The sequence below is a fragment of the Bacillus sp. FSL E2-0195 genome (genome assembly GCF_038003645.1).
Taxonomy (GTDB): domain Bacteria; phylum Bacillota; class Bacilli; order Bacillales; family Bacillaceae_G; genus Bacillus_A; species Bacillus_A mycoides.
Genome location: NZ_JBBOPN010000001.1, coordinates 2,399,551 through 2,418,307, shown reverse-complemented (window position 1 = coordinate 2,418,307; position 18,757 = coordinate 2,399,551). Strand labels below are relative to the sequence as shown.

Below are 18,757 nucleotides of genomic sequence, written 5' to 3'. Positions count from 1 at the left end.
TATCTGCTAGTGCTATCACACCTTCACACAAATTGAGGAGGAAGTCTTCTGGCGGAAAAAGATAAAAAGGAAAAGGACGTATTAGTTATGCACTGTATTCAAACAAATAACCTAGAACAGTTACTAGACCAAGTACAATCATATACAAAAAAAGGTAAACTGGCTACTTATATCCCTGAACTAAGAAATGCAAATCCAGATGATTTAGGGATTGCAATTTATCATAAAGAAACAGATTATATCCATGCCGGGAACTCCCAAACGCTTTTGACCCTTCAAAGTATTTCAAAAGTAATTACGCTTGCACTTGCACTTTTAGAGCGTGGCGAAGAGTATGTATTTTCTAAAGTTGGAATGGAGCCAACTGGTGACCCATTTAATTCTATTATTAAACTAGAAACAGCTAACCCTTCTAAACCACTCAATCCAATGATTAACGCAGGAGCACTAGCGATTACAAGTATATTAACAGGGGATAGTAATGACGAGAAGATGGAACGGATTCTTTCCTTTGTGCGTGATATTACGGTCAATCCTACAATTAATTACTCTTCAAAAGTAGCCGGCTCTGAATTAGAAACAGCTTACTTAAATCGTTCTCTTTGCTACTATATGAAACAAAATGACATTATCAATGGCGATGTAGAGGCGTTAATGGACTTATACACACGTCAATGTGCAATTGAGGTAAACTGCATTGATTTAGCACGGATTGGTTTGATTTTTGCAATGGATGGATATGATCCATATAGAAAAAAACAAATCGTTCCGGAACATATAACAAAAATTTGTAAAACATTTATGGTCACATGCGGCATGTACAACGAATCTGGTGAATTTGCAATTCGCGTCGGAATACCCGCCAAGAGTGGGGTTGCCGGTGGGATATTCGGATGCGTAAAAGGAGAAATGGGAATTGGTATTTTTGGACCCGCTTTAGATGCTAACGGAAATAGTATAGCTGGTTTTAAAATGCTAGAACTACTTTCCGCACAAGAAGGCTGGAGTATGTTTTAACGAATTCCCCGAAAGAATTCTCCTTCCTCAAGCGTTGGACATCTAGGGGTGGAACACCTCGAAGTAAAGCTCAGGGAGACGAAAGGTTACTTTCGTCGTGGAACTAAGAAGCTCCCTCTTCAAACTTTGCTAAGTGGTGAGTAGTTCACATTCATAAGTTATTATCTAACTGCTGGTGTTCACCATCCAATAAAACCAGTAACTACATCCAAAAAAGTGCCCCTAGATTTATCTAGGAGCACTTTTTTAGGAAATACTCTGCTCTCCATGCTTTACCTCACACCCAAAAATAAGGGAGCAGATTCTACTCTATAGGTTGACTGTGAATTTGTCGATTCATGGTAACCCAAGTGGTTGTAAACAATATCATTAATAGTATTACAATGATATATAATCCGGTTTGAGGTATCATGGTACCAATCATTACGCCCATCAATAAGAGGGTTGGAATTTGAATAGTCTTAAGTTTTTCTTTTGGAATCACTTTAGGGATGATTGGCTTTACATTCCATTATTAATACATTTTCGAACAGTTTTTATTTTCATACATCTAAAGAATCCACGATACCTCTATAAAAGTGAATTCATTACTCAAAAACCTCCCTAAACAACTCATGTACTGCTTTACCTTGATGAAAACGAATTTCCTCTACGTTTTCATGTAATACAATATTTCCGTCTTTTAAAAAGATTACCTCATCAAATGTATTTTCAATTGCTTCTATTAAATATTTTTTACACCATAACACAAAAAAGACATGAGTCTATACTTCTCAATGACTCATGTCTTTTCTTTTTAAAGTTTATTCTACCGTTTTTATTAAAAGCAAATACTTCTACTTTGTGCTACTATATCGAAACACATACTTTATTTTATAAAAAGTATTATTTTAATTTTGTCAATTCCCAACATTGAGCATCTGTACCATTGTCTGGCCATTGTTGAATATTAGCACCATTGTTTTGTATACTACTCTTCAGATCAAGTAATTGGCCGCTATGCTTAGCTATCAATTTAAGCGTTCCATCCGAATTTTTTTCGATTTTCCATTTTTGATGATCTCCACCAATGTCTTCCCATTGTTCTACATTCGCACCATCACTGTTTGAAGCTCCGGACACAGTAAGCAATTTTCCACTATGAACTGCTTTGATTTTATAATACCCATCTGCCATCTTCTCTAGTTCCCATTTTTGATGATCTCCGCCGTTATAATCCCATTGTTGGACGTTTACACCATTATCCTTTGAGGCGCTAGATATATCTAATACTTTTTGACTTCCTTTATTTTTGATGATATAGACACCACTGTAGTCAATCCCTTCAATACCATCGCAACAAAGTATTTTTGCTTTTTGCAATGTATCTTGTTGCAATTTTTCGTCTAAAATTGTTTTTGTTAGTTTGTGGGTCAACTGTTCATTCTCATTGAGTAATTCTTCTGCACTCTGCTTCCCTTCGTTGAAGGCCCGAATTGCATCTTGTATTTTTAATTTTTCTGCTACGATTACTCCTGCAGCCGCTAACTCAGCTTCTCCAATACCTGTCACGATTTTCTTCTGTGCTTCTTTACAATTGCTTTCGTGAATAGCTGTCACTTCATTCGTCATTTCTACTTTACGATAAATTTGTCCATCAGGAATAAGCTTATATTTATAATCAACTTTTGCTTTGTTTGTCACTTTCTTAGGCACTGGGTTATCAATCAACACTTGGAAGGTGACTCTTGTCGTCGTCCCGGGCTCTACCGTACCAATATTCACGCCACTTTCTATATTGCCTGAGAGAGGGCGCCCATCTATCTGCAAACTGCCTGGAACCAACTTCGTTCCATTTGGAATTTGATCCTCAATTACGACATCGGTCAGTTGTGTATCACCTGTATTAGCAACTTCAATGGTATAGGTTATAATGTTACCTGCCTTGACATAAACTGACATGTCTTGCCGTTTCACTACCTCTACCTCTACTTTTCGAATGACCGTAATGGCTTCATTACTATCTGCTGTACCTGAAGAGACCGGTAAGCCTGGGGCACTTTGGAAATCATACACGACAGTAGCTTTATTCACCGCTCTATTGTCTGGTGGCACTTTTAATACTAAGGTTTGAAAGGTAACTTCCGTCGGGCCTTCGATAGATATGGAACCAATGTCTACTCCTTTTGTCGGATCTCCACCAGGTATAGGAACGCCATCGATCTGTAAGCTGTCTTCAACAAACTTTAATTCTGGTGGAAGAGTGTCTTTTAAAATAGTTTTTTGTGCTTCGGTCATTCCACTGTTTTCAATTAATAGAGTGTAAGTAAGGATTTCACCCACGATAGCTGCTTCTTTATCTACTTCTTTATTAATTTTGATTTCTGGACTATTCACATCAATTTGGACACCCAGACCTGTCACTATATAACCATCTGATTTCGAAGTCAGTTGAACTAATGCCTCCGTTTGTGAATTCTCCATAGCTGTAGAAGCGTCCACATTGGTAATATCCCAATTATAACGAACTGCTGGTCCGGCACTTCCTGGTATGACATTTACATTCCCATAGGTACCACTCGTATCTAGATTCCCTGCATCATCATTAATTTGTGAAGCAAAGAAGTTGTCAATCGGATTATTGGGACCTGAAATGGGCTTTAAAGAAGAGGCATCTTTTCCAAAAAGTAACTGATCTCCTGGAATCTTTGAATCTCCTTCCATTGCGGTTAGCAACAATCTTGCTTTGACATCACCAAGTTCAGGCGTAGAGAAGCCAGAAATTTTCTGGCTTACTGATCCCGTTTTCTCAATCGATGCAGTTCCGACATGAATGTTCATATTTCGAAGAGGCAGTGTAGGATCTTTATAAACCACAGATAAAGTCCATCCCCCCACGTTGTTCCCTTTATATCTTTGTACTGTCGCTGGTACACCACTGACAGTATAATTACCAGCCCCACCTGCATCTATAAAACTAGTAACATTGGCAGAGCGAACATAAAATATTTGGTTCGCCTGAGCTACTTGCTGACTCGTAGTCGGATCTGGCGTAATGAGGGTGCTCCCTTTTGGTGAGATTAACGTTATGGCCCGATCTATTTCACTCGTCACATCCTCGGTACTCGTTTTTGTTGATCCACCCCAAATTAGCTCTGCATATAATACTATGCTTCCCGTTGGTAAGCGAAGCTGTGCAGCAGAAGCATTTTCTTTCCAATCTAGTGTGGTACCTGCAGGATATCCTGGTACCTGCTTAGACAAATCTAATGTGATAAATGCACCAATATCTGTATAACTGATATTTATATTACTTAGACCCAGTGTGTTGCCAGTAAAAGTAACCGCCCCGTTAGTCGTGGTTGAATATCGCTGAATAAACGCCATGATTCTCACCCTTTCTCTATTTATCTATTCCTATCCCTACTTACAACCACAACATAGGTCTTTAACTTGATCTAACTTTTTCTTCAACTCTTTTTCCAGATTAGCAATTTGCTGAACTGCTTCCTTTGCACTCTTGTTAATTGCTAGCAAATCCGTCACTTTAATCCGGCCACCTCGGAATGAATTAATTGCTGCTTGAATCTTTTCGCCTTCCATGTAAAGAATCGTGGCTAGGCCTTTTTCCTCTTGTGCGATGGAATGAATGATTAAGTCACGTGACCATTCACAGGTTGTTCGTCCTGCTGGCACATTGGTTTGTACTTCGTTACTGACCGCATCTACATAACCACCTGAATACTGAGAGCCCATGTAAGCTTTATTCCTAATCACTCCACTAGAATGGGGTTTAATCACTTCAACTTTAAATGTAATGATGATAGGCCCTTCAATGGATAGTCTATCAAGTACAATCGTTTTCGTTGGATCTTCACCAGGTTTTGATTCACCGTCAATTTCCACACTATTCGGGACAAACTGCACCTCTTCTGATAGAAAATCCTTAAAATGACAATTAGTAACATCAATTAGACTATCATTGGAAATGGTAAACGTATATGTTAGAATATCTCCTACCACCGCATCAATTTTGTCTACTTCCTTTTCTATACTCACTTTCGGAAAATTAGACATGTGCCTCTCCCTTTCTTTTCTGTAATTCATACCTTATTAGTGATGAATCAGATTCCCTATTTTTCAAAAGCATCTGAGGAAAAGTAAGACATCCTCTTCTTCTCTACTTACAACCACTACATAAATCCTGAATCGTATTTCTCTTGTTCTGTAGTTCTTGTTTCAATGTAGATAATGTTTGAGAAACACTATTTTCACTCTGAATAATCAAATTCTGTTCATTTTTTGTAATCCTGCCACTATTAAAGGCTTGATTTGCCGTCTTTATTTTTTCTGCTTCTGCATCCAGTAACTCCTGAATGGCCTTCTCTTCCTGTTTAATTGAAAATTCAATGGTACTTTGATTGTTCTCACAGTTAGTAGGAGGACGCACAATCACTTTTGTCTCTGTTATATTACTGGCTGCTTCTCCTTTTTTGATAGGCGATCCAGAAGCACTTTCAAATTCATAATTTAAGGTGGCTTTATTTTTCACTAGCTCATCTGGAGGAATATTGATTACTTTCGCTTGAAATGTCACTTCAATCAGTTCTCCTGTTCCTACCATTCCTAGCTTAATCCCATTATTTACATTCACACTAGGTTGAGGCACACCATCCACAAAAACACTACCTGGAACAAACTTCAACTCTTTTGGAAGGATATCTTTCAAAAGAGTGTTTTGTGCGTCAACCGGATCCATATTTGTTACAAGAACGGTATAAGTCAAAATATCTTTTACTTTTGCCTCATTTTTGTTTACTTTTTTATTTATTTCCATCTTCAGACTATCCTCCATTAATCTATTCGCCTCAGTTTTCATATTTACATACCCCCGACTTTGAGACATATTTCATCACCCTTTCCATCATCGAATCAAATTATATATGGATGTTATGAGCAAAAATCACAAATTTCTTGGGTAACAGCGAGTTTATCTTTAAGCACTGATTCTAGTACGATTAGGCTGTCTAACATATCCTCCACACTTTCATTGACAGCGATGAGATCTTGGACTCCTATTTTCTTATCTCCAAACGCACGAGCAGCTACTTCAATTTTTTCTGCTTCTGCCCGCATAATCCTAGCAATGCTTTGTTCCGCCTCAGCAATCGTTTGGATAATCTGATTTTTCCCTTCTTCACAGGTAGGTGGCTCAATCACTTCAATCCCAGGTTTGTTACTAATACTCGTCGCTGTCGAAATAGGTAAATCTGGTCTACTCTGAAAATCAAAGATCATCGATGCTTGATTATGCACCACTTTATCATCAGGCTCTTTCATGATTTTCGCTTGATACGTGATGAGGACTGTTTCTCCTACATCCAAAGTACCAATGTTCACACCCTTAGCAATATCTTGTCCTGGCCATGCCGCACCTCTGATTCGTAAACTATCTGGTAAATATTCAAGTTCTGGATCTAAGTAGTCCTGAAAAATCACATTAGTCGCATCTACATAGCCATCATTTTTTACTTCCAAAGTGTAAGTTACTATTTCACCTACTACAGCTTGTTTTTTATCCCCCGACTTATTCATTTTTACGATTGGGCTATTGGCGTCAATCTGTACTCCATATCCACTCACCAAATAGGTATCTTGCGCCGTCGCAATACGGGCGATTGCCTCGGTTTGACTATGATGCAACGTGTGAGAAATATCTACATTCGTGATATCCCAACCCGATCGTACGCCAAATCCGTCTGATCCAAGAGGCTTATTGAGCGTTCCAGCAGTTCCACTAGTATCTAAATTTCCTAGATCATCGTTAATCTGCGACGCAAAAAAATTATTTCCAGGATTATTCGGCCCAGATATCACCGAAAGCGACGAACGATTGGGACCAAATTCAAAGCGATCGCCAGGAAGATTAGAGTTTCCTTCCAGTGCCGTAAGCATGACACGTCCCTGGATATCCCCACCTTCTGGGGTTTTAAAATTATAAATCAACTCATCCACTGGAGGATTAGACATAGAAATCACTTGAGACCCAACATAAATATTCATATTTCGAATTTTAAGTAATGGATGTTTATAAGCGACAGCCAACGTCCATCCCACTGTATTGGTAGAAGCTAGAAAAAAAGTACAATCTCTTACCGTTCCGGGAATACCACCTACTATATAAGTTCCAGCTCCACCTTTTTGTACAAATTCAGTTACATTCGCAGAGCGAACATAGAAAACTTGACCGCCAAAGACGGACTCTTCTCGTGCAGTGAAGGCATCTGGTGCGATGGATACAGTAGCAGCTGGGGTGGTAAAAGTAATCGAAGTATTGATAGCTGAACGAACATCAGTATATTGATCTTTAGTCGATCCACCCCAGATCAACTCGGCATACAATATTTCACTGTCTGCAGGGATTCTCAGCATAGCCAAAGAGGAATTTTCTTGCCAGTTCATTGTACTTCCAGCTGGATAGCCTGACACTTGTTTAGAACTATCTGTTGTCAAAAAAGCCCCGATATCTGTACTTCCATCTGCATAACCTAATGTATTTCCTGTGAATGTAATCGCACCATTGGTTGTTTGGGTGAAACGATGAATAAATGGCATATTCTTCCCCCTTTTCAATCTAAATAAAGCTATAAATTCTTGTGCTTCTTTCTCATTAATCTACTAACAACAAATCTGCTTAGCAATTTCTAATTTATCTTTTAATAATTTCTCCAACTGTGTAGCTTTTTGGACTACTTTTTCGACACTCTGATTAATCCTAGCAAGTTCTTGGGCAGAGATTCTTTCTTCTTCAAATGCCTTTACCGCTTCTTGTACCTTTACACTTTCTGCTTGAAGGATTTTCATCAAACCGAGCTCTTGTTGTGCTACTGATTCAAAAATCTGATTTTGTGCTTTTTGACAATCGGTCTCCAACCACGCCGTAATTAGGTTACTTGTTACTATTTCCTCACGCACATTGCTACCTGGTTTCAGCTGAAATTGATAAATTGCCTCTGCTTGGTTATCTACTTTCACTGGCAACGGACTTTGTAACGCTACTTGAAATGTAATCACAGCTGTTTGGTCAGGAATTAATGTACCAAGAGGAATTCCTGTTGTTAAATCATCAAGCACCGGTGCACCATTTACTTTTAAACTCCCTGGAACGAGTACCGTTCCTGTAGGTATGACATCTTTAATAGAAAGTGCATTTACTGAAGTATCTCCATTATTGGTAATATCGAGCGTGTAGGTGATAATACCTCCCCTTTTATCGTAAACCGAACGATCTTCACTTTTCACGAGATCGACTTGTACATGCTTAATGATAGTATTTACTTCATTTGAGCTACTAGATCCTGATGTGAGAGGTAAACCCGCTGCACTTTGGAACTCGTAATCCAGCTCACCCGTATTAGTCACCTTTCCATCTGTAGGGACTGCAATCACTTTCACTTTAAATATGATCTCGACTGGTCCTTCTATGCTTACAGATCCGATATTGACTCCTTTAGCTGGATTTTCTCCGGGTTTGGCTTGCCCATCGATAGTTAAGCTGTTCTGCACAAATTCTAACTCATCTGGAAGAATATCTTTAAAAATGGAATTCTGTGCTTCTACTAGTCCACTATTTTCTACTAAAATTGTGTAAGTTAACTCGTCTCCGACTATTGCTATATCTTTATCCACTTGTTTGTCTATCTTAAGTTCCGGACTATTCACATCAATTTGAATCCCTAATCCAGAAAGGATGAATCCATCCATATCTGTTTTGAACCGAGCAATCGCTTCAGTTTGTGAGATTTCCATGGCGTTTGAAATATCCACATTCGTAATATCCCAGCCATAGCGCTGTGTAGACTGTTTTTGCCCTGGGGTTACATTACTATTTCCCGCTGTCCCACTAGTATCTAAATTTCCACCATCATCATTAATCTGTGAAGCGAAAAAGTTATCCACTAAGTTATTCGGTCCAGAAATGGCTTGTAATTGGCCTGGGGATGGACCAAATAAAAATTGGTCCTTAGAAATGAAACTATCGCCTTCGATAGCATTCAATAAAGCTCTTGCCTGAAACGGTTTGGATTCAGGTGTCCCAAAACCTTTAATTTTTTGATCCACTACATTCCCTCTTTCAACAGATGCCACACCAACATATAAGTTCATATTTCGTGAAGGTAAAGAAGGATTTTTATATATAACAGCAAGCGTCCATCCTGCTGCATTACTTTTACTTGGCCGTTGGATTGTGGCTGGTACCCCACTTACAGTATAAGAACCTGCCCCACTCGCCTTTATTAGTTTAGTAACATCAGCTGTACGAATATAAAATGTGTGATTTTCATGCACTACTACTTGGGCCGTTGTAGCATCAGGAGATATTGTTTGTATTGAACCTTGTGGGTTAGTTAAGGAAATGGGAACGTTAATATCTCCTGTAACATCCACTGCATTAAATTTTGAGGTACCTCCCCAAATCAACTCTGCATACAGCACTTCACTAGCTACAGGAAATTTCAGAAATGCTTGAGAAGCATTCAATTTCCAATTCAATGTACTACCTATTGGATAACTTGGGACTTGTTGGGTAAGATCCAACGTAATGAATGCTCCAATGTCATTATAGCTAGGATTATTCGAACCAAATCCTAGCGTATTACCTGTAAACGTCATCGCACCATTTGTAGTCGTTGTATAACGCTGAACTATTGACATTCTCTTCGTCCTTTCTATAACAACTAGAATAATAACTATTATTTTATTTTTTAATAAAACTTAAGGGGGGATTTTAATTCATATATTTGCCTCCTATGTAAATATTTGATAACACAAATTATATTTCACTCACTGAAAAACTATATCTATAATTAAATGTTCTTTCTATTTATCATTATTTATCTGATTTTTCAGGTAAATGTATTTCAAATCCAGTTCTGCTGTGAAAATCATTTAATAGGAATACCACCACATCTCTATTAGGCTAATAATAAAAAAATGATATCATTCAAATTTTTCAGTTAACAATTATAAAGATTTTGATATTTGGACAGATTGTAACTCCTAGCATTTATCGTTTGAAGGTTGAAACAAAACATACTGATGATAAAATAGGAATATTTTACACTGATCCAATCGAATTGAAGAATAGGGATTGGTGGAACAATACAGACAAAAAAGCAACTAATTGAAATTGGTCGCTTTTTTGTCTTCTATTTACTTGGCCTCTTATAGGGAACAGCCGAGATACGTGTAAAAATAGGTCATAGACTTACTTTTATGGTTCTGGTGCAAAAACTATATGACTTATGTAACTAATCTCTGAAACTTGGACATACTGATACTAGTACTCTAAAAAAGGACGTGATTAGTATGGAAAAGCAAAACCTATTCAAGTGGAAACAGATTATTCAGTATTTTCTTTAGGGGATTGAACAGGCATGCACGATTGCCCAAACTGTTCAATTGAACAAAACATTGGAGGAATGGCCTGGTGAAACCCCGGGCGGTGTGCTACGCAATATTGCATCTCACAACTCCTACCATTTAGGAGAAATTGTGCTGATTCGCAGATTATTTAGCGCTTGGCCACCGCCAGCATTTCGGAAAAAAACCATGCTAAGAGCATGCAAGGTTTTATACAGTTTTTCGGCTAATCCAGTAACAAACAAGAACCCTAAAACCGCGCCAGGATAGGAATGTATAAAAAAATGCATAGATCCGTAGAACAAAAAAAGGAGGTTCCCTTGTGAAAGTAGGGATCCACCTTTTTCTTTCTACCCATAATAGGACTTTATGTTAACTTCTATGAATACAATATACATCCATCTCATAAGAAAAACCGCTAGGAAAACATCTTGACGGTCCTTTTGTGTATAAATCCCATGAGGAGTGATAGATATGATCCGGCACTCGTAACCATGTATAGATCGGTATGTTTTCGTTTTCCAAGCAGGTCAAACATATATAATTCACTGTCTGTTTAGACTTGCGTAATGGCTAAATTCCTTATTGATTATTTTATCGTGAGCTGGCGCTACTTGTGGACCTACCGAGTTGATGCACGTTACCAGAATATGCTTCCCGTCTAGAGATCCGACGGCTCTCGATTCATATCCGAAAGTACCTCCGGCATGCCCCCAGTAAGATTGCCCGTCCGCTGTTTTAAATTCATAAATCCCTAGTCCGACTTTACCAAAAGGTCCATCTACTGTTGTGTGCATCTGGTCCATCATCTCTTGAGTCAGAAGCTTCCCGCCCAACAACGCACTGAAGAAGGTAGTCAAATCATTAACTGTTGAGACTATATCTCCCGCCGCATTTGCCCATGATTGATTCATTTCTGTTAAATCATACAAATGACCCGATCTATCCATATTATATCCTGTGGCATGCTTACCCGGAATTTCGTGACTATTTCCCATCACAAATGTCCCTTTCATTCCAAGCGGTATGATAAACCGTTTCCTGATCTGCTCCGCATACGTTTCTCCTGTTACCTTTTGAATAATTTGACCGGCTAGTACAGTATTCATATTGGAATAATTCCAGCCCTTCCCTGGTGCAAATACAGGTGGCTTTGAAAGTCCAAGGTCGATAAGCTCATCGACGGAATAGTAACGGTATGGATTTTGAGGCAAAGTAATATCTCGGAAATCCAAATCTGTATAGCTAGCAAGCCCACTTGTATGATTCAATAACTGACGGATCGTAATTTTGTTGCCATCATACCCTTCACCTTTTATGACACCTGGCAGCCATTTTTCAATCGAATCATCCAGATTCAATTTTTTCTCGTCAGCCAACTGTAATACAACGGACGCTGTGAAAGTCTTTGAAATACTTCCAATCCGGAATGAAAAATTGGACTCCACCGTGTGTGGTACTTCATAACTGGCTGTACCTGTAGCGTAAGACCAGCGTTTCCCGTTCTGTAACCCGCCAGCTATGACACTTGGGACTCCTTTGATGGTTACCACCTCATCAATGACGCGTTTGACTTCATCCCGATGCTTGCTTTTCTTTTCCTTCTCTGTCTCCACTTGTACCGCGCCTTCAATCTGTACCGGGTTTACAGACCCATAAGCAGAAAATACCAGTGTACTCGCCGATATAGCTGTTAATGCAAGTACAGCTCCTTTTTGAATCTTGAGTAATTTCATAACGTATCGCTCCTATTATTTTGGAATGTTGTGTTGCTTTACATCCTCACCTTATCCCCAAAATTGTTAAATCGGATAGTGATGAAACCGCCAAACTTTTGTTGACACTCGGAATTGGACTTGTCACATATACCATATGACAAACTGTCAAATATCTCATGTGACGTGCTTGTTACAGTAAATTCTAACTGTTTACCCTCTTTTTCGCTTGACGGATCAGAAGTTTATGGTGCATGATAGGTTTGATTTATTCAGAATTTATTTTAAAAAATACAAGTAGGTGTGCATAATCCGTGTTCTCTATAATAAAAAAACGGTTCTGGTATGATTGGATATTTGTGGCCATACGAACGCTTTGGATGGTCATTCTCATAAGCGCTAGTTTTATCAAACCGTCATTAATCGATGCTTCTTTTTGGGTCTTATTTTCTTTTGCTTTCGTCGTTTATCTCGTTCCATTAATCGCCTGGTGTAGAAATGCAGATTGGTATCTTGCAGTCGACGTCATGGCAGCGGGGGGTTTTCATCTTTATTTAGCCTATACAGCACCGGAGTTACTTTGGTCTTTCGTTTTACTTGTGATGAATATCGGCTTGGCCAGCAATCGAAGAACCTATGTATGGACAGGTATCCTCTGTGGAATCATATTGCCGGCATTGAACGGTTGGATCGCTGGTCGTCTCCCGTATGAATTTATCGTTAGCAACGGTTTTGGATTCGCCATCGGCTTCACGTTTAATATATTAATTCAGTCCCATAAGCAAGCCCTAATTATTCATGAGCAAAAGCTATTGCTGGAGCAGCATATTGAGCGGATTGAGGAACTTACGCTGATGGAGGAGCGCAGCCGGCTGTCACATGAGCTGCATGACACGATTGGCCATACGCTTACCTCACTCATCGTCGGCGTCGAATCGCTGCGATCGTCCGTACCGAATTCACAGATAGAGAGGATCGATTCGCTTGTCGGAATCGCCCAACACAGTCTGGTTGATATCCGAAAACATCTGCATCAGCTCTCTCATACTCCATTGAACCATTCGTTAAGTGAATCTCTACGGCAATTTACCGAAGATTTTATGAAGTCAACAGGTATAATGGTCAAATTCCGTGTGATCGGCAGCGAGACTCTCGTTATGCAAAAAATAAACTTTTGTCTATATCGTTGCCTTCAAGAGTCTCTGAACAACGCGGTTCGGCACGGTTCGGCGAGCTTGATATCCGTTCAGTTGTATTTCGAGAGTCAGCAGCTCAGGTTACAGATCGAAGATAACGGCATCGGAATGGAAGAAATCCAATTTGGATTTGAACTTAATGGGATGAAGGAACGACTTAAGCTATTTCACGGCACGGTGTCCGTGCATTCCGAGCCAGAACAAGGAACTTTCGTCATATGTAATATTCCGTTGCAGACAGAGCCTGCACATGATACAATCCGCCTGCTGCTCGTTAACGACCAGGTGATCATTACCGACAGTTTGAAGCAAATTTTGGATCAGCATACTGATTTTAACGTAGTTGGTACAGCCAGGGACGGTGGCGAAGCATTAGAACATTGTGAGCGGTCCCAACCGGATATCGTGCTAATGGATATTAGTATGCAGGGAATGAGCGGGATTGAAACTTTACTTGAGATGAAACAACGATGGCCTGATATGAAGGTTGTGTTCATGACAACGTTTGAGGATTCCTTGCAGGCAGCAACTGCATTGGAGCACGGGGCGGAGGGCTACATGCTGAAGTCGATTCATCCGCGAGAGATGAAGGAAGCCTTGAAACTAATTTATAACGGAGGAATCTGGATCGATCAATCGGTCGCTACGCGAATTTTCGAAGAGATGAAAAGTCAACGCGAGCAATTGGAGAAGATCGGTTCAAGTCAGGAAAACTTCCCGTACGGGCTTACGAAACGTGAAATGGAGATTCTGGAGCATCTGTCAGGTGGACTGCGTTATAAGTCGATCGCCGCCAAATTATTTTTATCGGAGGGAACGATCCGCAATTATTGCTCGACTCTCTACTCTAAGCTCAGCGTCAACAACCGCGAAGAAGCAATAAAAAGGGCCCGAAAGGAAAATATTGTGTAGATGGTACTCAAGATATAATCATTTTTCCGTATTCGGGGCACGGCAACGATTACTATTTTTTGGGCCACTCATTATTTTAAGTAACAGAATTAGAGTTCCGTTAACTTTTGGAATGAATTTAACAAAATTTGTTTACAGAACACCTGTAAATATTGCTGGAAAATAAGTGGACGGAATACATTTAAAGAAAATCTTCTTGAAAACTTCAAATTTAATTACCTTAAAGTCATTGTTTTATCATACCTTTCAAAGTTTTTTACAAGTGGTCCGAAAAAGAACGAATCGTTGTTATCCCCCATGCCCATCAACCCCCCAAAAAAACAAATACTCTAAAACGAGAAAATTGGCATCTTTAGGTGAAAATGTACAATTTTTTTGTTTTTGGGGCGTTATAAAATTCTTAAGTTGATGGGCATGTGGTGCTACCCCATCGCTATCAAGCTAAGCTTATGCAAAGTCAATTTTAGGCGAGATTGTTTCTTTTTTCTAAGGGGCAAGTGTAGGTGATTGAAAGATTTGCATACGAAATAAACCCTAATGGGTTTCACTTTTTTGAATTAAGCGGCTTGATTATCAAACATGGAATTGTAAACGACACCTAATATATCAAAGACCGTTTTTTTCTCATATCGATGAGATTTCCGCCCGTTTTGCTGTAGGAGATTGAACAGACGAAGTAACACCTTTGATAGCTCTTGGGTGTTTTTTTGTATAGTTTGGAATAGAAGAAGAAAATAGTCTTTAATCATATATATGGCTTTATACTCACTAAGCTCTCGTTTTTTCTTCATGAGGAGCAATTGGCGCATTTGAAACATGATAGAAGAACAGAGTAGAATGGCAATCAACTGACCATATAAATGGCACTCCAATCGTTCTGGTTTTATCTTTTTACAATGATGAATTTGAAAGAATGACTTCCACGTTTTAAATAAAATTTCGATTTGCCAACGCAAAGAATACCAGTCATGTACCTGTCCCATCGGGACAATATCTGTAGGGGTGTTTGTCATATATACATTGATACCACTGAGTCGTTTACTACGAGGAGAATACTTCATTCCTTTCTTTTTTTCTCTTACAGCTTGATCTTGTAATCGTTTTTGTTGCTGTTGTTTTGTTAATCGATGAACAATTACACGAGCTGGCACTTTATCAATCATTCCTACATAAGCATCAGCTATTTCACATGTTTGTCCTGGTTGAAGGGAGCTCATTAACGTCTCCATATCTATCTGTATATACTCTGTACCTTTCTTAATTCTTCCGTCTTGAAAATAATCAGGGTTAGGATTTTTTTGATAAATACGTGTATTCGACTTGATACGAGAGATATAGTAGGCCTCTTTATCTTGTATATATTGAAGGTCTTTTAAATGAAAATAACCTAAATCTCGGATACATAAATCATTCGCTGTCACAGTTGGGGCACACAGAGAGCCGTAAGTGCGATCATGTTGTTTACCTGGACCTGTATGAATATGTAGGAACTGTCCACTTAACAAATCATACTCAAGTTGAATTTTTATCCCAGCTGTATGGCTGCATCCTCCTGCACCTGGATAAACCGATGAAAATACATCCGGGAGTTGAAATGCAGTTGAATCTAAAATACGAATACGCTTGAAAACAGAAGTATATGGAGAAGAAATCGGCATAGATGAGATCAGTTTTTGGTTTAGTAGTTCAGCTAGTATGTGTTGTAAAAGTTGGACGGCCGCCTTATTAAATCGTTGATTCAGTCCTTCAGGACTGATAAGCACTGCTGTTAATGCTTCTAAACAGCTAGATAACTGAGTTAAAGAAGTCATAGCTACATTTTGGCTCACCCATACACATAAAGCGACTAAATCTTTTGCTTGGTACTTACTGGTTCGTTGTACAAAACCAACATCTCTAGCAAGATCCCGTAAGGTATTTGGAGATAAAAAACTTTGAATCTCTTGAGCAAATAGTTGTAATTCGTCAGACACAGAAACAGACATAAAAAACGCCATCCTTTCCTATGATTCTACAGAAAGAATAGCGTATTTTTTCATTCTAGGGGGCATTTCTTTTTATTAGCTTGATAGCGATGTGGTGCTACCCCTAAAAGTAAATTATATAACAGATATAAGATATACATAAGAAATAGAGTCCCTTATTATTAGGACTCTATTTTTATGATTGCTCATGTATTCTTTCATGAGATTCACACTTCCATTAGCAATTGTTTAAGTTTTTAGGAAGCCTGTTTTTTATAAGAACGAATTTTTTTATAGCGACCATGTTTTACAACATGACGAACGTCTAATTCTTTATAACCCTTATTTTGGATAGTTTCTGAAACATCTACGATAATTGTGTTAGTTAAAATATTTACTACATAACCATTTAATTTTAAAGAAGGATTCTTACGATTTGAAAATTGTACATAGTCACCAATTTTTATTGTTGGAACTGAAATCCTAATTCATCAACTTTACGATTTATACCAGTAGTTTTCATTTTTATTCTTCCTTAAATAATCCAATCAATGCTTTTTTGCTGTGGTTTAAAATTCAACTTAACAGTGGATTATACATTACGGAAAAGATAATTACCTTAAAATCACAATCTCGGCGACTATCAATATACAACCCCCTTTTTTATATAAATCCCAAATAAAACAAAACCACTCACGAGGCACAGCGAGTGGTTTTTCTCTTTACGTAAAGAAATTAATTATATCTCGCAACTTATACATCAATGAAAAGCAATGATAGCTTAACAAACTTCAAAATTGAATTTACTAGTGTTTTTTCACGAGAACGGGAAATCTTATAATTAAGTTCTTATATTTTCCAATAACTATTTCCCCTCATCTCTTCGGTCTCGAATCTTTTGTAAATAATCAAATATACAACTACATATCATTATAAACAACACTGCTCAAATAATCCAAACCCATAATTTCTTTAATCAGATAGAAAGCTAGGGGAAGTACATTTAAATTTTATGCAATTGTAAGTAATTGCAGTAATTCATTGTACGTTGAAAAAGCAACGCTTACAAAAGAACCTTTAATAGTCTAAAATAATTTTTATCGAACATTAATTTCACCATTCGTTTGAATTACATATTTATACCAATGAAACGAATCTTTTTTGTATCGTTTCATGGATCCATTACCTTCATTATCACGATCCACATAAATCATCCCATAGCGTTTTTTCATTTCGCCTGTAGTAAATGAGACAATATCTATAATTCCCCAAGGTGTATAACCAATTAAATCGACACCATCGTAGGTTACTGCTTTTTCTAATGCTTCAATATGTGATTTTAAATATTCTATTCTCTTCTGGTCATGGATTGCCCCATCTTTTTCTAGAATATCCGCATCTCCAAATCCATTCTCTACGATAAATAATGGAATTTGATATCTGTCATACAATCGATTTAATGTATATCTTAATCCAGTTGGATCAATTGCCCATCCCCAATCAGTAGATTTAATATATGGATTTTCCACACTTTTAGCTAAACCACCGTTTACAATATCTTTTGCACTACTAATTTCCACATCATTTTTTACTGTCGTGGACATATAATAACTAAATCCTAGGTAATCTACTGTACCATTTTTTAATGTCTCTTCATCACCTTCTTCGAAATTAATAACGTACCCTTCCCTTTCAAATTCTTTCAACGCATATTTAGGATAGTAACCACGAATTTGAACATCAGGGAAGAAGTATTTTAGTCTTAGTGATTCTTCGGCTAGCATAACATCTTCCGGGTTTGATGAATAAGGGTAAATAGGTATATACGAAATCATTGCCCCAATTTGGAAATCAGAATTAATTTCTTTTCCTTTTGCTACAGCTAATGCACTTGCAATTAATTCATGATGTCCTACTTGATACATTACTTCTTTAGCATTTTCTCCTTCTTTTACAACCACTCCTGAGTTTGTCCATAAAAATAGAGGGTTATTTACATCCATTTGGTTATTGATTTCATTAAAAGTCATCCAGTATTTCACTTTATTTTTATATCGTTTAAAACAAACTTCAGCAAATTTTACAAAGAAGTCTATTACTTTTCGGTTTCTAAATCCACCATATTCTTTGGCTAGATGCAATGGCATTTCAAAATGAGATAATGTGATGATAGGCTCAATACCATATTTAAGTAATTCATCAAATACATTATCATAGAATTGTAGTCCTTCTTCGTTAGGCTCTGTTTCATCACCATTTGGAAAGATTCTGCTCCATCCGATAGAAGTTCTTAAACACTTTAATCCCATTTCACCAAATAAAGCGATATCTTCTTTATATCTATGATAAAAATCAATTGCTTCATGGTTAGGATAAAACGTATTAGGTTCAACTGTATCTGTTATTTGTCTTGGCACTCCATGTTCACCTGCAGTTAGTACATCAACTACACTAGGTCCTTTATTCCCTTGATTCCATCCACCTTCGAATTGGTGGGCAGCTAAAGCACCACCCCATAAGAATTTCTTTGGCATTGTTTTCATTGTTTATT

Annotated in this window: 11 protein-coding genes and 2 pseudogenes; 3 read left to right on the top strand and 10 right to left on the bottom strand. The window is 38.0% G+C overall.

The window, feature by feature from the left end:
• Positions 1-87: 87 nt before the first annotated feature.
• Complete coding sequence (gene glsA, locus MHH59_RS12375; RefSeq protein ID WP_078214540.1) at positions 88-1,017, top strand: glutaminase A; 930 nt, start codon at positions 88-90, stop codon at positions 1,015-1,017.
• 587 nt (positions 1,018-1,604) lie between these two features.
• Here glsA and MHH59_RS12370 read toward each other — a convergent pair.
• From MHH59_RS12370 to MHH59_RS12345, 6 genes and pseudogenes are all read right to left on the bottom strand, one after another.
• Positions 1,605-1,748, bottom strand: a pseudogene (locus MHH59_RS12370) (ABC transporter ATP-binding protein); the annotation flags it as partial.
• Positions 1,749-1,902: 154 nt separating this feature from the next.
• The gene (locus MHH59_RS12365) at positions 1,903-4,383 is read right to left on the bottom strand and encodes an RICIN domain-containing protein (RefSeq protein ID WP_016126993.1); all 2,481 of its coding nucleotides are present in this window, start codon (positions 4,381-4,383) and stop codon (positions 1,903-1,905) included.
• A 36-nt stretch (positions 4,384-4,419) separates the two neighbouring features.
• Positions 4,420-5,073 carry a DUF11 domain-containing protein gene (locus MHH59_RS12360; RefSeq protein WP_002204241.1) on the bottom strand — a complete coding sequence of 218 codons (654 nt, stop codon included), beginning with the start codon at positions 5,071-5,073 and terminating at the stop codon, positions 4,420-4,422.
• A 103-nt stretch (positions 5,074-5,176) separates the two neighbouring features.
• Positions 5,177-5,902 carry a DUF11 domain-containing protein gene (locus tag MHH59_RS12355; protein WP_016126991.1) on the bottom strand — a complete coding sequence of 242 codons (726 nt, stop codon included), beginning with the start codon at positions 5,900-5,902 and terminating at the stop codon, positions 5,177-5,179.
• A 44-nt stretch (positions 5,903-5,946) separates the two neighbouring features.
• Positions 5,947-7,611: a DUF11 domain-containing protein gene (locus tag MHH59_RS12350; protein ID WP_016126990.1), complete on the bottom strand. Its 1,665-nt coding sequence runs from the start codon at positions 7,609-7,611 to the stop codon at positions 5,947-5,949.
• Positions 7,612-7,674: 63 nt separating this feature from the next.
• Entirely contained in the window at positions 7,675-9,711 is a 2,037-nt protein-coding gene (locus MHH59_RS12345) for a DUF11 domain-containing protein (RefSeq protein WP_003189311.1), read from the bottom strand.
• A 675-nt stretch (positions 9,712-10,386) separates the two neighbouring features.
• On the opposite strand from MHH59_RS12345, the pseudogene MHH59_RS12340 reads away from it, so the two are divergent.
• Positions 10,387-10,689 (top strand): annotated as a pseudogene (locus MHH59_RS12340) (hypothetical protein); the annotation flags it as partial.
• A 275-nt stretch (positions 10,690-10,964) separates the two neighbouring features.
• On the opposite strand, the gene MHH59_RS12335 reads toward MHH59_RS12340, so the two are convergent.
• Positions 10,965-12,155: a serine hydrolase domain-containing protein gene (locus MHH59_RS12335; RefSeq protein ID WP_078178614.1), complete on the bottom strand. Its 1,191-nt coding sequence runs from the start codon at positions 12,153-12,155 to the stop codon at positions 10,965-10,967.
• A 293-nt stretch (positions 12,156-12,448) separates the two neighbouring features.
• On the opposite strand from MHH59_RS12335, the gene MHH59_RS12330 reads away from it, so the two are divergent.
• Positions 12,449-14,242, top strand: coding sequence for a helix-turn-helix transcriptional regulator (locus tag MHH59_RS12330; protein ID WP_201056477.1), 1,794 nt, complete (start codon positions 12,449-12,451; stop codon positions 14,240-14,242).
• A gap of 557 nt (positions 14,243-14,799) precedes the next feature.
• Here MHH59_RS12330 and MHH59_RS12325 read toward each other — a convergent pair.
• The 3 genes from MHH59_RS12325 to bglA form a co-directional block, all read right to left on the bottom strand.
• Positions 14,800-16,227, bottom strand: coding sequence for an IS4 family transposase (locus MHH59_RS12325; RefSeq protein WP_340851287.1), 1,428 nt, complete (start codon positions 16,225-16,227; stop codon positions 14,800-14,802).
• 236 nt (positions 16,228-16,463) lie between these two features.
• Positions 16,464-16,694: a DUF2187 family protein gene (locus MHH59_RS12320; RefSeq protein ID WP_087944776.1), complete on the bottom strand. Its 231-nt coding sequence runs from the start codon at positions 16,692-16,694 to the stop codon at positions 16,464-16,466.
• A 609-nt stretch (positions 16,695-17,303) separates the two neighbouring features.
• Positions 17,304-18,749 carry a 6-phospho-beta-glucosidase BglA gene (gene bglA, locus MHH59_RS12315; RefSeq protein ID WP_016126986.1) on the bottom strand — a complete coding sequence of 482 codons (1,446 nt, stop codon included), beginning with the start codon at positions 18,747-18,749 and terminating at the stop codon, positions 17,304-17,306.
• Between the last annotated feature and the right edge of the window lie 8 nt (positions 18,750-18,757).